The 17,987-nt window shown below is 70.6% G+C and carries 15 protein-coding genes; 4 read left to right on the forward strand and 11 right to left on the reverse strand.

Translation table 11 applies throughout. From position 1 onward, the window contains the following. Nucleotides 1-3 precede the first annotated feature (3 nt). Nucleotides 4-201: a ubiquitin-like protein Pup gene (locus BJ993_RS22235; protein WP_036545748.1), complete on the reverse strand. Its 198-nt coding sequence runs from the start codon at nt 199-201 to the stop codon at nt 4-6. A gap of 92 nt (nt 202-293) precedes the next feature. Beyond that, nucleotides 294-1,802 (reverse strand): depupylase/deamidase Dop, encoded by a 1,509-nt coding sequence (gene dop / locus BJ993_RS22240; RefSeq protein WP_179651302.1) that lies wholly within the window; start codon nt 1,800-1,802, stop codon nt 294-296. 112 nt (nt 1,803-1,914) lie between these two features. On the opposite strand from dop, the gene BJ993_RS22245 reads away from it, so the two are divergent. Then, entirely contained in the window at nt 1,915-2,733 is an 819-nt protein-coding gene (locus BJ993_RS22245) for a DUF1206 domain-containing protein (RefSeq protein WP_179651304.1), read from the forward strand. A 234-nt stretch (nt 2,734-2,967) separates the two neighbouring features. Here BJ993_RS22245 and arc read toward each other — a convergent pair whose 3' ends face one another. The 3 genes from arc to BJ993_RS22260 all read right to left on the reverse strand — a co-directional run bounded on the left by arc (nt 2,968) and on the right by BJ993_RS22260 (nt 7,033). Next, nucleotides 2,968-4,728, reverse strand: a complete 1,761-nt coding sequence (arc, locus tag BJ993_RS22250) for a proteasome ATPase (protein WP_051932283.1) — start codon at nt 4,726-4,728, stop codon at nt 2,968-2,970. Between the two features lie 205 nt (nt 4,729-4,933). Further along, the gene (locus tag BJ993_RS22255; protein WP_277987704.1) at nt 4,934-5,875 is read right to left on the reverse strand and encodes a tRNA (adenine-N1)-methyltransferase; all 942 of its coding nucleotides are present in this window, start codon (nt 5,873-5,875) and stop codon (nt 4,934-4,936) included. 9 nt (nt 5,876-5,884) lie between these two features. After that, complete coding sequence (locus BJ993_RS22260; protein ID WP_308645675.1) at nt 5,885-7,033, reverse strand: site-2 protease family protein; 1,149 nt, start codon at nt 7,031-7,033, stop codon at nt 5,885-5,887. 82 nt (nt 7,034-7,115) lie between these two features. Between BJ993_RS22260 and BJ993_RS22265 the strand changes: the two genes are divergently transcribed. Then, entirely contained in the window at nt 7,116-8,015 is a 900-nt protein-coding gene (locus BJ993_RS22265; RefSeq protein WP_179651306.1) for a RecB family exonuclease, read from the forward strand. Here BJ993_RS22265 and BJ993_RS22270 read toward each other — a convergent pair. Continuing rightward, nucleotides 7,987-8,628: an HAD family hydrolase gene (locus BJ993_RS22270; protein WP_308645676.1), complete on the reverse strand. Its 642-nt coding sequence runs from the start codon at nt 8,626-8,628 to the stop codon at nt 7,987-7,989. The two genes, BJ993_RS22265 and BJ993_RS22270, sit on opposite strands and share 29 nt — an antisense overlap. 95 nt (nt 8,629-8,723) lie before the next feature. Continuing rightward, nucleotides 8,724-12,500: a methionine synthase gene (gene metH / locus BJ993_RS22275; RefSeq protein WP_179651308.1), complete on the reverse strand. Its 3,777-nt coding sequence runs from the start codon at nt 12,498-12,500 to the stop codon at nt 8,724-8,726. Between the two features lie 141 nt (nt 12,501-12,641). Here metH and BJ993_RS22280 point away from each other — a divergent pair, with 141 nt between their 5' ends. Further along, the gene (locus BJ993_RS22280) at nt 12,642-13,487 is read left to right on the forward strand and encodes a PAC2 family protein (RefSeq protein ID WP_218865313.1); all 846 of its coding nucleotides are present in this window, start codon (nt 12,642-12,644) and stop codon (nt 13,485-13,487) included. 103 nt (nt 13,488-13,590) lie between these two features. On the opposite strand, the gene mshC is transcribed toward BJ993_RS22280, so the two are convergent. Genes mshC through BJ993_RS22300 form a run of 4 tightly spaced genes read right to left on the reverse strand, consistent with a single transcriptional unit; the run spans nt 13,591 to nt 16,913 of the window. Beyond that, nucleotides 13,591-14,829 carry a cysteine--1-D-myo-inosityl 2-amino-2-deoxy-alpha-D-glucopyranoside ligase gene (mshC, locus tag BJ993_RS22285; protein WP_179651310.1) on the reverse strand — a complete coding sequence of 413 codons (1,239 nt, stop codon included), beginning with the start codon at nt 14,827-14,829 and terminating at the stop codon, nt 13,591-13,593. Between the two features lie 56 nt (nt 14,830-14,885). Continuing rightward, nucleotides 14,886-15,629 (reverse strand): SCO1664 family protein, encoded by a 744-nt coding sequence (locus tag BJ993_RS22290; RefSeq protein ID WP_179651312.1) that lies wholly within the window; start codon nt 15,627-15,629, stop codon nt 14,886-14,888. A gap of 7 nt (nt 15,630-15,636) precedes the next feature. After that, nucleotides 15,637-16,191, reverse strand: a complete 555-nt coding sequence (locus BJ993_RS22295; RefSeq protein WP_036545774.1) for a DUF3090 domain-containing protein — start codon at nt 16,189-16,191, stop codon at nt 15,637-15,639. Nucleotides 16,192-16,214: 23 nt separating this feature from the next. Beyond that, nucleotides 16,215-16,913 (reverse strand): histidine phosphatase family protein, encoded by a 699-nt coding sequence (locus BJ993_RS22300; protein ID WP_179651314.1) that lies wholly within the window; start codon nt 16,911-16,913, stop codon nt 16,215-16,217. Between the two features lie 50 nt (nt 16,914-16,963). Here BJ993_RS22300 and corA point away from each other — a divergent pair, with 50 nt between their 5' ends. Beyond that, the gene (gene corA / locus BJ993_RS22305) at nt 16,964-17,944 is read left to right on the forward strand and encodes a magnesium/cobalt transporter CorA (RefSeq protein ID WP_036545779.1); all 981 of its coding nucleotides are present in this window, start codon (nt 16,964-16,966) and stop codon (nt 17,942-17,944) included. The last annotated feature ends 43 nt before the right edge of the window (nt 17,945-17,987 follow it).

The following is a 17,987-nucleotide window of genomic DNA, read 5'->3' on the forward strand; positions in this document are numbered from 1 at the left end:
CGACTACTCGCCGCCCTTCTGGATGAACGACTTCACGAAGTCCTCGGCGTTGGACTCGAGGACGTCGTCGATCTCGTCGAGGATCGCGTCGACGTCCTCGTCGAGCCCTTCCTTGCGCTCGGCGACGTCGGACTCGGTGACGGCCTCGGTCGTCTCCTCGGTCTCCTCCGCCTTGCGCGGCTGCTTCTGCTCCTGGGCCATGACGCAACCCTATCCACTTGCTGGCTGTGCGCGAGTGACTTGTCAGGTCACGGTTTGGCCATCGGTACGACGACCGGCCGATCGGCCACCACTCAGCGGCTGAGCGCCCGGACCAGCTGCTCGGCGGTCTCGCACGAGTCGATCAGCTCGCCGACGTGCTTCTTCGTACCGCGCAGGGGGTCGATGGTCGGCACCCGTTGCAGCGACTCGCGGCCGGGAAGGTCGAAGATCACCGAGTCCCACGACGCGGCGGCGATGTCGGTGGCGTACTTCTCGAGGCAGCGGCCGCGGAAGTAGGCCCGCGTCTCCGTCGGCGGGTTCGTCATCGCCGACTCGACGTCGTCGTCGGTGAGGAGCCGCTGGATCCGGCCGGCCTTGACCAGGCGGTGGTAGAGGCCCTTCTCCGGCCGGATGTCGGAGTACTGGTAGTCGATGAGCTGCAGCTTCGCGTCGTCCCACGCGAGCCCGTCGCGCGAGCGGTACTGCTCGATCAGCTTCAGCTTCGCGACCCAGTCGAGCTGGTCGGCGAGCGACATCGGGTCGGACTCCAGCCGGTTCAGCACGTCCTCCCACCGGGCGAGGACGTCGACGGTCTGCGGGTCCGCATCGGAGCCATAGCGGTCCTCGACGTACTTCTTCGCGAGGTCGAGGTACTCCAGCTGCAGCTGGATCCCCGTCAGGTGCCGACCGTCGGCAAGGGTCACCTCGTGGCGCAGCGTCGGGTCGTGGGACACCGCGCGCAGCGAGGCGACCGGCAGGTCGACGGTGAGGTCGCGGGAGATGAACCGGTCCTCGATCATCGCCAGCACCAGCGAGGTGGTGCCGACCTTGAGGTAGGTCGCGATCTCGGCGAGGTTGGCGTCGCCGATGATCACGTGCAACCGGCGGTACTTCTCGGGGTCGGCGTGCGGCTCGTCGCGCGTGTTGATGATCGGTCGCTTGAGGGTGGTCTCGAGGCCCACCTCGACCTCGAAGAAGTCGGCGCGCTGGCTGATCTGGAAGCCCTGGCCGCGCCCGTCCTGGCCCTTGCCGACACGTCCGGCGCCGCAGAAGACCTGCCGGCTCACGAAGAACGGGGTGAGGTGCTTGACGATGTCGGCGAACGGCGTCGAGCGCCGCATCAGGTAGTTCTCGTGGGCGCCGTACGACGCACCCTTGTTGTCGGTGTTGTTCTTGTAGAGCACGATCCCGGGGTTGCCGGGCAGGTTCTGCGCCAGACGGGCGGCGTCGAGCATCACCTGCTCCCCCGCCTTGTCCCACCGCACGACGTCGAGTGGCGAGACCACCTCCGGCGTGGAGTACTCCGGGTGCGCGTGGTCGACGTAGAGCCGGGCACCGTTCGTGAGGATGACATTGGCCAGGCCGAGGTCTTCGTCGGTCAGCTGCGACGGGTCGGCTATCTGGCGCGACATGTCGAAGCCGCGGGCGTCGCGCAGCGGCGACTCCTCCTCGAAGTCCCACCGGGCACGCCGGGCACGCACGGTGGCGGTGGCGTACGCGTTGACGACCTGGGACGAGGCGACCATCGGGTTCGCGGTCGGCTGCCCCTGCACCGAGATGCCGTACTCGACCTCGGTGCCCATCACTCGGCGCACGCTCATGACTCCAGCCTACGGCGCAGGGCACGCGCCGCGCTGCTGCCCGTCCGGACGGGCAGCAGCGATCGGGCGGATGCCGGTGCCCCGCGCGGGTAGTGCAGGACGAGGAGGAGCGATGACGGCCACGGGGGAAGCCGCGGGGCGGGCGGCACGGGAGGTCCGCGACCATCCGGTGCTGGACCGGATGGCCCGCATCGGCCTGGTCGTGTACGGCGTCGTCTACGTCCTCATCGGATGGCTCGCCGCCGAGGCCGGCCTCGGCCACCCGTCCGGCTCCGCGTCCGGTTCCGGGGCGCTGGAGGAGATCGCGCAGAAGCCGCTCGGCTCGGCCCTGCTGTGGCTCGTCGCCGGCGGACTGGCTGCCCTGGTGGTCTGGCAGGTCTGCCAGGCGATCGGCGGACACCGCGACGACGACGGCGCCAAGCGCTGGCTCGCCCGGCTCGGCTCCGCCGGCCGCGCCGTCGTACTCGGGGTGCTGTCCGCTCTGGCCGTCCGGACCGCGCTGGGCGACGGTGGTGGCGGAGGAGGGGGTACGACGGGCTCCCTGTTGCGGCTCCCGTTCGGGACCCTCCTCGTGCTGGCTGCGGCGGCCGTCGTCATGGCCGTCGCAGTCACCAGCGCCTGGCGCGGGCTGACCGACCGCTGGCGCAAGGACGTCGAGGTCGAGGGACGCACGGGAGACGTGGGTCGGGTGGTCCAGGTGCTCGCCCGCGCTGGACACCTGAGCCGCGCCGCGGCGTTCGGCGTGATCGCCGTGCTCGTCGGCCGCGCGGCCCTCGAGCACGACTCGCAGCAGAAGGCCGGGCTCGACCAGGCCATCGTCCGGTTCCGCGACGAGCCGCTGGGGCCGTGGCTGATCGTGGTCGTGGCCGTCGGCCTGGCCTGCTACGGCGCGTACCAGCTCGTCCGGGCGTGGTACCTGCGCAGCTCCTGAGGCCGACCCGGCGTGCAGGGATCACGCCACGTCGCCGGGTACGACGACGCCCCGGCACGGAACCGTGCCGGGGCGTGCTGTCAGGGGTGCGTCAGCGGGACTTCGCGACCTTGACCGCGGCGGTGACGCCGAGCGCGACGAGGACGACGAGGGCGAGCTTCTTGACCACAGGGGGCTCCTTCGGGAGTTGTCGATTGCTTGCTGGCCCAGCCTCTCAGGCCGGACCAAGGATTGTCAGAGGTACTGGCCCGTGTCGGACACGGTGTCGATCGACCGGCCCGGCTCGGTGCCCTGCTTGCCGGTGATGAGCGTGCGGATGAAGACGATCCGCTCGCCCTTCTTGCCGGAGATCCGCGCCCAGTCGTCGGGGTTGGTCGTGTTGGGCAGGTCCTCGTTCTCCTTGAACTCGTCGACGCAGGCCTGGAGCAGGTGGGAGACCCGCAGGCCCTTCTGGTCGTGGTCGAGGAAGTCCTTGATGGCCATCTTCTTCGCCCGGTCGACGATGTTCTGGATCATGGCGCCGGAGTTGAAGTCCTTGAAGTACAGGACCTCCTTGTCGCCGTTGGCATAGGTCACCTCGAGGAAGCGGTTCTCCTCGGTCTCGGTGTACATCCGCTCGACGGTCGCCTGGATCATGCCGGCGACGGCGGCCTGCTTGTCGCCGCCGAACTCGGCGACGTCCTCGGTGTGCAGCGGCAGCGACGGCGTGAGGTACTTGCTGAAGATGTCACGCGCCGACTCCGCGTCCGGGCGCTCGATCTTGATCTTCACGTCGAGTCGGCCCGGGCGCAGGATGGCCGGGTCGATCATGTCCTCGCGGTTGGACGCACCGATCACGAGGACGTTCTCCAGCGTCTCGACGCCGTCGATCTCGCTGAGCAGCTGCGGGACGATGGTGTTCTCGACGTCGGAGGAGACCCCCGAGCCGCGGGTGCGGAACAGGGAGTCCATCTCGTCGAAGAACACGATGACCGGCGTACCCTGCGACGCCTTCTCGCGGGCCCGCTGGAAGACCAGCCGGATGTGCCGCTCGGTCTCGCCGACGTACTTGTTGAGCAGCTCGGGGCCCTTGATGTTGAGGAAGTACGACTTCCCCTCGGCGCCCGTCTTCGCGGCGACCTTCTTGGCCAGCGAGTTGGCGACGGCCTTGGCGATCAGGGTCTTGCCGCAGCCGGGCGGGCCATAGAGCAGGATGCCCTTCGGCGGCTTCAGCTCGTGCTCGGCGAACAGCTCCGGGTAGAGATAGGGCAGCTCGACGGCGTCCTGGATCATCTCGATCTGGTTGCCGAGACCGCCGATGGTCTCGTAGGTGATGTCGGGGACCTCCTCGAGGACGAGCTCCTCGACCTCCGACTTCGGGACCTTCTCGTAGACGTAGCCGGCCCGGGAGTCGAGCAGCAGCGAGTCGCCGGCCCGCAGGGTCTCGTCGAGCAGCGGCTCGGCGAGCTTGACCACCCGCTCCTCGTCGGCGTTGGCGATGACCAGGACGCGCTCGCCGTCGGCGAGCACCTCCTTCAGCATCACGACCTCGCCGACCGTCTCGTAGTCGAAGGCGGCGACGACGTTGAGCGCCTCGTTGAGCATGACCTCCTGGCCGCGGCGCAGCGTGTCGAGGTCGACCGCGGGGCTCACCGTCACCCGGAGCTTGCGGCCCCCGGTGAACACGTCGACCGAGTCGTCCTCGTTGCGCTGGAGGAAGGTGCCGAACCCGGCCGGCGGCTGGGCAAGGCGGTCGACCTCCTCCTTGAGCTTCATGATCTGGTCACGCGCGTCGCGCAACGTGCTCGCGAGCCGCTCGTTCTGCGCGGTCACCGCAGCCAGCGAACGCTGCGCGTCCGCGAGCCGCATCTCGAGGGATCGTCCGGCGCCTCCCGGTGCGTCGACCGCCCGGCGGCGCAGGTCGCGGACCTCGTCCTCGAGGTAGCGCACCTGCTCCTCCAGCTCCTCGCGACTCGGAGAGCGGTGGCTACCCGTGCCTTCACCCATGCTCGTCATGTGGCACACCTCCTGTCACGACCCTACTCGCGGGCGTGTTGCACGGAAGTGCTTCGCCACGCTTTCGATGCAACGTTTCGGTTGCGGTGTGCGAGGTCGCGGCCGGTGCCGGGGGTGTCGCGGGGAGTCGTCGGTGGGGCACGAACTGCAGGTGGCCGGCCCGGATCGTTGCGGTTTGGGACCAAACCGCAACACTCCGCGGCGGTCAGTCCTCGGCCGGAGCCTCCGGCACCCCGGGCGGCCGCGGACCCGCGTAGTCCGGTCCGTACGCCCCCGGCGCCGGGCGGCGCTTCTTGATCGGCGCCCGCTCCCCCGGCGCCATCCGCCGGGCGGTGACCAGGAACGCCGTGTGCCCGATCATCTTGTGGCCGGGCCGCACGGCCAGGCCCTCGACGTGCCAGTCGCGGACGAGGGACTCCCACGGCGCGGGCTCGGTGAACCCGCCGTGGACCCGCACGGCCTCGACGAACTTGGACAGCTGGGTCGTGGTGGCGACGTACGCGCAGACGATGCCGCCGGGCAGCAGGGCGTCGGCGGCCGCGTCGAGGCAGTCCCACGGCGCGAGCATGTCGAGGATGATCCGGTCGCACCGCTCGCCGGAGGCCGGCAGCGCCTCGGCCAGGTCGCCGAGCGTGAGCTGCCAGGCCGGGTGGTCGCCGCCGAAGAACTGGGTGACGTTGCGGCGGGCGACGTCGGCGAACTCCTCGCGGCGCTCGTACGACGACACCTTGCCGTGTGGCCCGACGGCCCTGAGCAGGGAGCAGGTCAGCGCACCGGAGCCGACGCCGGCCTCGACGACGTGGGCACCGGGGAAGATGTCGGCCATCGCGATGATCTGCGCGGAGTCCTTCGGGTAGACGACCGCCGCGCCGCGGGGCATCGACACGACGTACTCCGAGAGAAGCGGCCGGAAGACGAGGTACTCGCCGCCCACCGAGGAGGTGATCGTGAAGCCCTCCTCGCGACCGATCAGGTCGTCGTGCTCGAGGTGGCCCTTGTTGGAGAAGAAGCGCTTGCCGGGCTCGAGGGCGAAATTGTGCCGCCGGCCCTTGCCGTCCAGCAGTCGCACCCACTCCCCTGCGCGCAGCGGGCCGCGGTGCACGCCGGACCAGGCGTCCTCGGGTACGTCGGGAGTTGCGTCGTTCACCGGCGCAATCTATCGGTTGCGCATCGCCCGGACGATGTCGGCCGTCGCGAGCACGCCGTGGACGCTGCCGTCCTCGGCGAGCAGGACGTACTCCGACGCCGGAGTACGCCGCAGCGCCGCGAGCAGGTCCTCGCCCGTGATCCCCACCGGCAGGGCGCGGCCGCCGACGAGGCTGCGGGCGACGGTCGACACGGCCAGCCAGGGCATCCGCTCCTCGGGGACCGCGCGCACCGCCTCGTCGGAGACGACGCCGACCGGCCGTCCGTCCGACGTCGTGGTGACGATGCCGGTGGTGCTGCCGGGGACGGAGGCGGCGCCGGCACGTCGTACGGCCTCGGCCAGGGGCAGGTCCTCGGGAACGGTGATGGCGGGTCGGGCGAGCTCGCGCGCCACGACGCCGGACAGGCCCCGGACCACGCCGGCGGCGGCGATCGCCTGGCTCGCGCCGGTCCAGAGGAACATCGCGACGATGACGAGGACGACCGAGTTGACGACCGTGCCGTCGCGACTGCTGAGGAACGCCCAGACGACGACGGCGACCGCCGTGACCCGGCCGCCCCAGCCGGCGACCACGGTGCCGACGTAGACCTTGCCCGTGAGCGCCCACACGCCGGCCTTGAGCACCCGGCCGCCGTCGAGCGGGAGCCCGGGGACCAGGTTGAGCACACCGATGACCAGGTTGGAGCCGGCCAGGCCCTCGACGACCAGCAGGAGCAGGCCCTGCTCCTCGGGAATGGCGAACCAGAGGGCGACCGCCACGGCACCGACCGCCAGGGACGTGATCGGGCCGACCACCGCGATCCAGAACTCCTGCCGGGGTCGGCGGGCCTCGCCGTCGATCGTCGTGGCGCCGCCCAGGAAGTGCAGGGTGATCGCCTCGACGGTGAAGCCGAAGCGCCGTGCGACCAGCGCGTGCGAGGCCTCGTGGAGCAGGATCGCGAGGTAGAGCGCCATCGCGAAGGCGACCCCGACGACGTACTTCCAGGCGCCGAGCCCGGGCTGGACCTGGTCGACGCGCGGTCCCATGATCCAGGCGATCAGCGCGGCGACGAAGAACCACGAGGTCGAGACGAGCACGTCGCTGCCCGCGATCCGGCCGATGCGGACCATGCCGCGGGGCACGGGTGGCCGCTGGGGCGCGGGCGACGGGGAGGACACACGGCGAGGCTATCCGGGCCCCGGCTGTCCGGTGGCGCGTGGGCAGGACCGGAATGTCGGAGGGCTGGCCTACTGTCGTGACATGACCACCTCACCAGCACCCGCCGGCGTCGAGCCGGCCGACCCGGCCGAGCGCGGTGGCACCCGCGTCGACGGCGTCGAGGTGCTGGGCGCGTTGTCCCCGTCCCGGGTCGGCGACTTCCTCAACTGCCCGCTGCTCTACCGCTTCCGCAGCATCGACCGGCTCCCCGAGCCGCCGTCGCCCGCCGCGGTCCGCGGCACGGTGGTGCACCGTGTGCTGGAGCAGCTCTTCGACCTGCCGGCGGCCGAGCGCACCCCGGAGCAGGCCGACACGATGCTGGCGCCGGCCTGGGCGGAGCTGCAGGCGATCGAGCCGGCCGTCAGCTCGATGTTCCCGGCCGACGGTCCCGAGATCGTCGCCTGGCTGGCGTCGTGCAGCGAGGTGCTCGCACGCTACTTCGCCCTCGAGGACCCGCGCCGGCTCGAGCCCGCCGAGCGCGAGCTCTACGTGGAGACGCTGACCGAGAGCAAGCTGCTGCTGCGCGGGGTGATCGACCGGGTCGACATCGCTGCCGACGGCGCGATCCGCGTGGTCGACTACAAGACGGGCAACTCGCCCGTCGAGATGTTCGAGGGCAAGGCCCTGTTCCAGCTCAAGTTCTACGCGCTCGTGCTGTGGCGGATGCGCGGCGTGGTGCCGAAGATGGTCCAGCTGGTCTACCTCGGCAACAGCGAGGTGCTGCGCTACGAGCCAGATGAGCAGGACCTGCTCGCGACCGAGCGCAAGGTGCTCGCGGTGTGGGACGCCATCCGGGCGGCGACCGAGAGGCGGCAGTTCGAGCCGCGCAAGGGTGCCGGGTGCGCGTGGTGCGCCCACCAGGCCATCTGCCCGGCGTGGGGTGGCGAGGCCCCGCCGTACCCGGTCCCCGAGGTCAGAGAGCCCCCAGCTCCTCCGGACTGAGGCCCTCGAGCGACTCCCGGAACACCCGGTTCGGCCCGTCCGGCACCGGCACGTGGTTCGGTACGACGAGCACGCGACAGCCGGCGGCCTCCGCGGAGCGGGCTCCTGTCGGTGAGTCCTCGATGGCCACGCAGTCCGCCGGGTCGACGCCCAGCGCCGCAGCGGCCGTCAGGTAGGCCTCGGGATGCGGCTTGCCCTCGCTCACCATGTCGCCGGTCACGATCACCCGGAAGGTCTCCGGCGGCAGGTGCTCGAGGATCGGCGCCACGAAGCGCTGGTAGGACATCGTGACCAGGCCGCACGGCACCCCGGCCGCGTGCAGCGCCAGCAGCAGCTCGCGGGAGCCGGCACACCACGGCACCGAGTGACGGACCTGGGCGACGACGCCGTCGAGGAGCATCTCGACGACCTCCTCGGGCGACTGGTCCAGGCCGAGCTTGGTCTTGAGGTACGCACCCGACACGAGCAGGTCGTTGCCCACGAGGCTCATCGCGTCCTCGTGGGTCCAGGTGCCGCCGTACTGCTCGGCGATGGCGGTCTCGGTGGCCATCCAGTAGGGCTCGGTGTCGACGAGGGTTCCGTCCATGTCCCACAGGACCGCGGCAGGCTTCACGAAGGGATCCTTTCACGCCTCGCTCGTCGGTCCGCCAGGAGCCACGAGGGCCTCGGCCCCAGATGGAACCGAGGCCCTCGCCGCGTACGTCAGGCTCAGTCGTCCGGGTCGTAGCCGAGGTTCGGCGAGAGCCACTTCTCGGTCTCGACGACGCTCCACCCCTTGCGGGCGGCGTAGTCCTCGATCTGGTCGCGGCCGAGGCGGCCCACGACGAAGTACTGCGCCTCGGGGTGGCTGTAGTAGATGCCGGAGACCGAGGCACCGGGCCACATCGCCATCGACTCGGTGAGCTCCATGCCGGTGTTGGCCTGGACGTCGAGGAGCTCCCAGATGGTGCGCTTCTCGGTGTGGTCCGGGCAGGCGGGGTAACCGGGCGCGGGGCGGATGCCGGTGTACTTCTCGGCGATCAGGTCCTCGTTGGAGAGCTGCTCCTCCGGCACGTGTGCCCAGAACTCGGTGCGCACCCGCTGGTGCAGCCGCTCCGCGAACGCCTCGGCGAGCCGGTCGGCGAGCGCCTCGAGCAGGATCGCCGAGTAGTCGTCGAGCTCCTCCTTGAACGCCGTGATCCGCTCGGTGGTGCCGATCCCGGCCGTGACCGCGAAGGCACCGACCCAGTCGCCGCCACCCGGTGCGAGGTCGGCGCCGATCGGGGCGACGTAGTCAGCGAGCGACCGGTTGGGCACGCCCTCGCGGTGCTGTCCCTGCTGGCGCAGCTGGTGCAGCGTCGTGCGTACCACGGCCCGCGAGTCGTCCTCGTAGACGAGGACGTCCTCGCCGTTGCTGGCCGCCGGGAACAGGCCGTAGACGCCGTTGGCGGTGAGCCACTTCTCCTCGACCAGCCGGTCGAGCATGGCCTGCGCGTCGTCGTACAGCTTGCGGGCAGCCTCGCCGTGCGTGGGGCTGTTGAGGATGTCGGGGAACTTGCCCTTCATCTCCCAGGCGTTGAAGAACGGCTGCCAGTCGATGAAGTCGCGCAGCTCGGTGAGGTCGTAGTCGGCGAGGACGTGGACCCCGGGCGTGCGCGGCTGCGGCGGGGCGTAGCCGGTCCAGTCGATGGGCGACTTGTTGGCCTGCGCGTCCGCGAAGGACAGCTGCGGGCGCTCCGACTTCTGCGCGTGGCGGGCGCGGAGCGCGTCGTAGTCGGCCTGGGTGGCCTCCATCAGCTCGCCGCGCTGGCGCTCGTCGAGCAGGGCGGCGGCGGTCGGCACGGAGCGCGAGGCGTCCTTCACCCAGACGACGGGGCCGTCGTACTTCCGGTCGATCTTGACCGCCGTGTGCGCGCGCGAGGTCGTGGCGCCACCGATGAGCAGCGGGATCTCGAGGCCCAGGCGCTGCATCTCGGTGGCGAAGCCGACCATCTCGTCGAGGCTCGGCGTGATCAGGCCGGAGAGGCCGATGATGTCGGCACCGACCTCCTTGGCCGTGTCGAGGATCTTCTGCGCGGGCACCATCACGCCGAGGTCGATGACCTCGTAGTTGTTGCACGACAGCACGACGCCGACGATGTTCTTGCCGATGTCGTGGACGTCGCCCTTGACCGTCGCCAGGACGATCGTCCCGTTGGTGTCCTTCTGGGTGGCCAGCGCGGGGTTGCTCGCCTTCTCCTCCTCGATGAAGGGGATCAGGTAGGCCACGGCCTTCTTCATCACGCGGGCCGACTTCACGACCTGCGGGAGGAACATCTTGCCCGCGCCGAAGAGGTCGCCGACGACGTTCATGCCGTCCATCAGCGGGCCCTCGATGACCTCGATCGGACGCCCGCCGCGGGCGGCGATCTCCTGGCGCAGCTCCTCGGTGTCGGCCTCGACGAAGCCGTCGATGCCCTTGACCAGCGCGTGCGTGATCCGCTCCCCCACGGGCAGCGAACGCCACTCCTCCGCGGCCGCCTCGACCTTCTCACCCGTGCCGCGGTGCGCCTCGGCGAGCTCGAGCAGGCGCTCGGTCGCCGCCAGGGAGTCGTCGGTGCGGTTGAGGACGACGTCCTCGATCGCGTCACGCAGCTCCGGGTCGATCTCGCTGTAGGGCACCAGGGCACCGGCGTTGACGATGCCCATGTCGAGGCCGGCCTCGATGGCGTGGAACAGGAAGACGGCGTGGATCGCCTCGCGCACCGGGTTGTTGCCGCGGAAGCTGAAGCTCACGTTCGAGATGCCGCCGGAGACCTTCGCGCCGGGCAGGTTCTGCTTGATCCAGCGCGTCGCCTCGATGAAGTCGACGCCATAGGTGGCGTGCTCCTCGATGCCGGTCGCGACCGCGAAGACGTTGGGGTCGAAGATGATGTCCTCGGCCGGGAAGCCGACCTGGTCGACGAGGATCCGGTAGGCCCGCTCGCAGATCTGCTTGCGGCGCTCGAGGTTGTCGGCCTGGCCGTCCTCGTCGAAGGCCATCACGACCGCGGCCGCGCCGTACTTCTTGCAGAGCCGGGCCTGCTCGACGAACTTCTCCTCGCCCTCCTTCATGGAGATCGAGTTGACGATCGGCTTGCCCTGGACGCAGCGCAGGCCAGCCTCGATGACCTCCCACTTGGAGGAGTCGATCATCAGCGGGACCCGGCTGATGTCGGGCTCGCTGGCGATCAGCTTGACGAAGCGGTCCATCGCGGCGACGCCGTCGATCATGCCCTCGTCCATGTTGATGTCGATGACCTGGGCGCCGGCCTCGACCTGCTGCGCGGCGACGGACAGCGCGGTGTCGTAGTCGCCGTCCTTGATCAGGTTGCGGAAGCGCGCGGAGCCGGTGATGTTGGTGCGCTCCCCGACGTTGACGAACAGGCTGTCGTCGGTGATGGTGAACGGCTCGAGGCCCGAGAGGCGCATGGCCGGCTCGTTGACGACGGGCTCGCGCACGGCGCGGCCGTCCATCTGCTTCGCGATCTCCGCGATGTGCGCCGGCGTCGTGCCGCAGCAGCCGCCGACGATGTTGAGGAAGCCGGCGTCCGCGAACTCGACGAGCACCGCTGCCGTGTCCGTGGGCGCCTCGTCGTACTCGCCGAAGGCGTTGGGCAGCCCGGCGTTGGGGTACGCCGAGACGAACGAGTCCGCGAGCCGGGACAGCTCGGCGACGTACGGGCGCATCTCCTTGGCCCCGAGGGCGCAGTTGAGGCCGACGGCGAGTGGCTGGGCGTGGCGCACCGAGTCCCAGAAGGCCTCGGTGACCTGGCCCGACAGGGTGCGGCCGGACGCGTCGGTGATGGTGCCGGAGATGACGACCGGCCAGCGGCGGCCGGCCTCCTGGAACAGCGTCTCGACGGCGAAGATGGCCGCCTTCGCGTTCAGGGTGTCGAAGATGGTCTCGATGAACAGCAGGTCCGAACCGCCGTCGACCAGGCCTCGGGCGGCCTCCAGGTAGGCGTCGACGAGCTGCTCGTAGGACACGTTGCGCGCGCCGGGGTCGTTGACGTCGGGGCTGATCGAGGCCGTGCGCGTCGTGGGACCGAGCGCCCCGGCGACGTACCGCTTGCGGCCGGTCTCGGCGGCGACCTCGTCGGCGATGCGGCGGGCCAGGCGAGCCGACTCGAGGTTGAGCTCGTATGCCAGCGACTCCATGCCGTAGTCGGACAGCGAGACCGAGTTCGAGTTGAACGTGTTGGTCTCGATGATGTCGGCGCCGGCGTCGAGGTACTCGCGGTGGATGCCACCGATGATGGCCGGCTGCGTGATCGAGAGCAGGTCGTTGTTGCCCACGAGGTCCGAGGGCCACTCCTCGCGGCTGGCGAAGCGCTCGCCCCGGTAGCCGGCCTCGTCGGGCCGGTCCCGCTGGATGGCGGTGCCCATCGCGCCGTCGAGGATCACGATCCGCTCCCGCAGGAGCGCCGTGAGCTCGCCGGTCGCGTCAGGCTGCCACTGAGCGTCGTGCGACCTGTCGTGAGCCATCAACCCATCCTTCCAGTGAAATGGAAGGCGCCCTTGGTGTCCCGGCCGAGCGTGGCGGAGATCCCTGGACGGCCCTCCGTTGCAACGCCTCTCGGCTGTTGCACATGTTACTCGTGCTTCGCTGACTAGGCTGGCAGAGTGATGGAGATCGAGACGGTCACCGGTCTGGTGCGGCCCGTGGTCATCGCTGCGTTCGAGGGCTGGAACGACGCTGCCGAGTCGGCGACGGCCGTGGTGGACCACCTGATGAAGGCGTGGAACGCCCGGGTGGTGGCCGCGATCGACCCCGAGGAGTACTACGACTTCCAGGTCAACCGGCCCACCGTCGGCATCGACGAGAACGGCTTCCGCAAGCTGACCTGGCCCAGCACCCACGTCGCCGTCGCCTCACCCCCGAACCTCGACCGCGACGTCATCCTGATCCGCGGCATCGAGCCGAACATGCGCTGGCGGCAGTTCACGACCGAGCTGCTCGAGGTCATCGACGAGCTCGGTGGCGAGCTGCTGGTGACCCTCGGCGCACTGCTCTCGGACAGCCCGCACACCCGCCCGATCCCGGTGTCCGGCTCCTCGACCGAGCCCGACCTGCTGGACCGGCTCGACCTCGAGCAGTCGACCTACGAGGGCCCCACCGGCATCGTCGGCGTCCTCCAGGACGCGTGTACGACGGTCGACCTGCCCGCCGTGTCGTACTGGGCCGCCGTCCCGCACTACGTCGCGCAGCCGCCCTGCCCGAAGGCGACCCTGGCCCTGCTGAGCCGTCTCGACGACCTCTTCGACATCTCCCTGCCGCTCGGCGACCTCCCGGAGGAGGCGCGGGCGTGGGAGCGCGGTGTCGACGAGCTCGCCGAGGAGGACGAGGACATCGCCGACTACGTCCGTTCGCTGGAGGAGTCGCGCGACACCGCGGACCTCCCGGAGGCGTCGGGTGAGGCGATCGCGCGGGAGTTCGAGCGGTATCTCAAGCGGCGGCGCGACGACGACTGAGGCGCTGTCGGGGGTCCGGAATTGCTGCGGTTTGGTCCCAAACCGCAGGAATTCGGCTCCGGATGTTGCGGTTTGGGACCAAACCGCAACCGTCAGGCCGACCTCAGAGGCTGAGGCCGAGCGCAGCGTCGAGCACCGGCAGCAGCGTCACCGCAGCCTCGGCGTCGCTGGTGTCCGCCAGCCCGTCGGTCCCGAGCGTGGCCCGGACCCACCCGTCGACCGCGGCCGTGGCGCGCGGGGCATCCAGGTCGTCGGCGAGCGCCGCGAGGATCTCCTCCACGACCGGCGCGGCGGCGGCACCGGCACCCAGCGCGAGCGCCCGGCGCCAGTCGGCGAGGTCGTCGACGGCGGTCCACAGCTGGTCGTCGGTCCACTCCCAGTCGGTCCGGTAGTGGTGGCGCAGGAGGCTGAGCCGGATGGCCATCGGGTCGATGTCGCTGTTGCGCAGCGCTGAGACGAAGACGAGGTTGCCGAGCGACTTCGACATCTTCTCGCCGTCGTAGGCGACCATGCCGGCGTGCGAGTAGGCCTTCGCGAACGGCTCGCCCGTCGCGACCTGCACGTGGCCGGCGCACATCTCGTGGTGCGGGAAGACGAGGTCGCTGCCGCCGCCCTGGACGTCGAAGGCGCCGCCGAGCTCCTTCAGCGCGATCGCGGCGCACTCGATGTGCCAGCCCGGACGGCCCTTGCCCCACGGGCTGTCCCAGGACGGCTCGCCCTCGCGCTCGCCGCGCCACACGACGCAGTCCAGGGGGTCCTTCTTGCCGGCCCGGTCCGGGTCGCCGCCGCGCTCGCCGAAGAAGCGCAGCATGGTCTCGCGGTCGTAGCCCGACTCCTCACCGAACGCCGGGTCGGCGCTGACCGAGAAGTAGAGGTCGTCCTCGACCCGGTAGATCGCGCCGGCTGCCTCGAGGCGCTGGATCAGCTCGATGACGAGCGGGATCGACTCCACGGCACCGGTGTAGGCCACCGGCGGCAGCACCCGCAGCGCCTCCATGTCCTTGCGGAACAGCTCGGTCTCGCGCTCCGCCAGCTCGACCCAGTCGACGCCGACCTTCGTGGCGCGCTCCAGCAGCGGGTCGTCGACGTCGGTGACGTTCTGCACGAAGCGGACGTCGTGGCCCGCCGTGCGCCAGGCCCGGTTGAGCAGGTCGAAGGCGATGTAGGTGTTGGCGTGGCCGATGTGGGTGGCGTCGTACGGCGTGATGCCGCAGACGTAGAGGCGCGCCGTACCGCCCTCGGGCGAGGTCTCGACGGAGCCGCCCGTCGCGGTGTCGTGGAGGACGACGGGAGGACCGGTCACCGGCAGTACCGGGATCCCCGGGGCGTTCCATGCGCGCATGCCGACGATGCTAGTTGCTGGCGGTGAGACGGTGAGCCGGGAGGGTCCGGGTCGGGTCAGAACGGTGGCCAGGGAATCGGCGGCCAGCCGCCCTGCGGCCCGGGGAGCACGCCGGCGGCGAGCAGCCGTTCGGTACGACGCTCCAGGGCCGCGAGCTCGTGCTGGGCCAGGTGGAAGCCGAGCGCCTCCCCCAGCTCGCCCCGGACGGCGGCGAGCACGGTACGGACGGTCGCGGTCTCGTCGCCGGTCAGCGGCTTGCCCGCCCAGCCCCACAGGACGGTGCGGAGCTTGGGCTCGTGGTGGAACGCGATGCCGTGGTCCACGCCGTACCGGTGGCCTCCGGGCATCGCGAGCACGTGCCCGCCCTTGCGGTCGGCGTTGTTGACGAGGACGTCGAAGACGGCGAGGCGCCGCAGCTCGAGGGTGTCCTCGTGGACGAGGGTCACCGGGTGGTCGCGGTCGTCGAGGCCCTCGACGACCTCGAGCCAGCCCTCGGGCGTCGTACCGGATCGGACCAGGTCGACGGCGTCCTGGTCCGGGTCGACCTCACGCCACTCCTGGAGCATGCCGGGGCCGTGCGGTCCCTCGTCCCACCAGGTCCGGGGCACCAGGTCCCAGCCCGTCGCGGCAGAGACGAGGTACGCCGCCACCTCGCGGTCGGCCAGCGTGCCGTCCGGGAAGTCCCACAGCGGACGCTCGCCGGAGACCGGCTTGTAGACGACCTCGGTGCCGTCGAGGTCGGCCAGGAAGGTCGCATTCGAGGCCGGCATGATCCGGCCCTTGATCGTCAGCTCGGCCATGGGCGGCTCAGGGCTGGCGGCGCTTGAACCCGTTGGCGCGCACGCAGAGGTGGCCGTCGGGGTCGATCGGCTGGCCGCAGAACGGGCAGGACGGGCGGCCGGCACCGACGACGGCCTCGGCACGCTTCACGAACGCACGCGCCTGGCCGGGCTCGAGCCGGACCAGCAGCATCTCGGCCGGCTCCTCGCCGTCGGCGAGCTCGGCCGGCTCCTCCCCGACGGGGAACACCTCGATCACGACGCGCTCGTCACCGGGGTCCCACGACAGGGTCATCGTGCCGGCCCGGAACTCCTCCTCGATCGGCTGCGCCAACGGCGCGTCGTCGGCGAGGCCGAACGGCGCGATCGCGGGGATCACGCCCCGGGCGGTGCCGTCGGCGATCACCTCGTCGAGGAGCTCGTCCACCCGCTCCGACAGCGCCTCGACCTGCTGCTTCTCGAGGGCGACCGAGACCACGCGGTTGCCCTCGACGGCCTGGAGGAAGAACGTGCGGCTCCCGGGCTCGCCGACGGTGCCGGCGACGAAGCGCTCCGGCGGGTCGAATCCGTGGACGATCGGCATGCCGCCACCCTAGCGACGGGCGGCTAGGCCGGCCCGGCGCCTCCTCCGACGACCGCTCCCTTGGCCGTCGGCGGCTTGCGGAGCCAGGACAGGTCACCGTCGTGCGTGTTGCTCGCCAGGACGTAGGGCCGGTCGGCGGCGTACCGGATCACCGAGACCGACGCAGGGTCGACGTTGATCCGCTGGAACAGGTCGAGGTGCATCCCGAGCGCGTCGGCGAGCAGCGACTTGATGATGTCGCCGTGGCTGACCGCGACCCAGACCGCATCGGCGCCGTGCTCGGCGGTGACGGCGGCGTCGATGCGGCGTACGGCGGCCACCGCACGGTGCTGCATCGCCACCATCGACTCCCCGCCGGGGAACGTGACGGCCGACGGCTGCTGCTGCACGGTGCGCCACAGCGGCTCCTTGAGCAGCTTCTTGATCGGCTGGCCCTGCCAGTCGCCGTAGTCGCACTCCGCGAGCGCCTTCTCGGTCGTCGCGCGGGTGACGGTGTGACCGGCACCCCGCTGGCCGTCGGCGACCGCCTTCGCGGTCTGCTTGCAGCGCTCCTGCGGGCTGGTCACGAGGCGCGCGATCGGCACCGCCGCGATCCGTGCGCCCGTACGCGCCGCCTGCTCGGTGCCGGTGTCGTCGAGGAGCACCCCCGGCGTACGACCGGCGAGCACACCGGAGGCGTTGGCGGTGGTCCGACCGTGGCGGACCAGCAGCAGCGTTGCCATGGCGGCGAGCCTAGAGCAGGCGCGGTCGCCCGCACGCTTACCGTGGTGCTGTGATCGTCGACAGCGCCGTCTACCGCCACGGGGTCCGCCTCCCGGTCGACTGCTACCCGCACGACTACGCCGCGCTCCGCGAGGCCGCCAGCCGTGACCACGACTTCGTCTGGGTCGGGCTCTACGAGCCCAGCCACATCGAGCTGTCCGAGATCGCCCAGGCCTTCGAGCTCCACCCGCTCGCGGTCGAGGACGCGGTCGTCGCGCACCAGCGACCCAAGCTCGAGAAGTACGACAACAGCCTGTTCCTCGTCCTCAAGACACTCTGGTACGTCGACGAGGACGACGCTGTCGAGACCGGCGAGATCAACGTCTTCATCGGCCCCGACTTCGTGATCACGGTGCGTCACGGCCGCGGCTCGGCCCTCAGCAACGCCCGCCACGACCTCGAGCAGAAGCAGGCCGTCCTCGACCACGGCCCCTCCGCCGTCGTGTACGCCGTCTGCGACGCGGTCGTGGACGGCTACACCTCCGTCGTGGCCGAGCTGCAGACCGACGTCGACGAGGTCGAGACCTCGGTCTTCTCCGAGGAGCGGACCAACGACGGCAACCGCATCTACATCCTCAAGCGCGAGCTGTCCGAGGTACGCCGTGCCGTGCTCCCCCTGCGCGAGCCGATGCGCCGCTTCGCCACCGGGTCCGTCGACCTGATCGAGGCCGAGGCCGGGCCGTTCTTCCGTGACGTCAGCGACCACCTCTCGCAGGCCGCCGACGAGATCGACACCCTCGACGGCCTCCTGTCGACGGCCTTCGACGCCCACCTGGCCCGGATCGCCGTCCAGCAGAACGACGACATGCGCAAGATCTCCGCGGGGGCCGCGCTGGTCGTCGTACCCACGCTGATCGCGGGGATCTACGGCATGAACTTCACGCACATGCCCGAGCTGGACTGGACCTTCGGGTACCCATTCGCGTTGTTGCTGATGATCGGGACGGCGGGCGGGTTGTGGGTGCTGTTCAAGAAGTCGGGGTGGTTCTAGCCGCGCCGGAGTTGTTGCGGTTTGGGACCAAACCGCAACATCC

Origin of the sequence: Nocardioides aromaticivorans (assembly GCF_013408525.1) — a bacterium.
Taxonomy (GTDB): Bacteria; Actinomycetota; Actinomycetes; order Propionibacteriales; family Nocardioidaceae; genus Nocardioides; species Nocardioides aromaticivorans.